Here is a 612-nt window from a genome sequence, read left to right as displayed (position 1 = left end):
AAATGGCGCAAACATCAATGTCCATAGCACAAGAAAATGGCGTCGTTCCATGTGACTACCCAGAAAAATCTACTCACTTAAGTTTGGTGAAAGATGCGCAGTTTTCCACTTCCGGGTAAAACAAGAGAAGAGAAAGAAAAAATGCCCCTACCAGAGAGTCAGTCGCAGAGGCATGGTGAAATTGAAGATGTGATGAACTTAAATCAACAATGGTTTCGTATTTATACGGCTTCAAAAGCCAGAGCTTTTTTCTCAACTTGGCGGAAGATAAGCGTCAGAATCCCGTTCACGCTCAGATAAAACGCGCCTGCTACACCGAAGACCATTAATGTATCGTAGGTTTGAGCATTAATGCGCTGAGCATAGCCCATCAAGTCCATGATGGTGATGGTGCTCGCCAAAGACGTGCCTTTGAACACCAAAATCACTTCGTTTGAGTAAGCAGGCACCGCGCGGCGAATCGCATAAGGAAGTAACACACGTAACGTGGCACTTTTGTTCATACCCAGCGCACGACACGCTTGCCATTGACCTGAAGGAATCGCATTAAACGCACCTTTGAAAAGCTGAGTACTGTACGCAGCCGTATTTAATGCCAACGCTAACATGGCA

1 protein-coding gene is annotated in these 612 nt (G+C 45.6%); it reads right to left on the bottom strand.

What is annotated here, in order from left to right:
* Positions 1-221: 221 nt before the first annotated feature.
* On the bottom strand, positions 222-612 hold a 391-nt coding region (locus tag R7Q11_RS27600; RefSeq protein WP_225467161.1), incomplete at its 5' end, for an ABC transporter permease subunit.

The sequence above is a fragment of the Vibrio sp. 970 genome (assembly GCF_033339075.1).
Note: the sequence above shows the minus strand (reverse complement) of the source record. Positions and strands in the feature narration are given on the sequence as shown.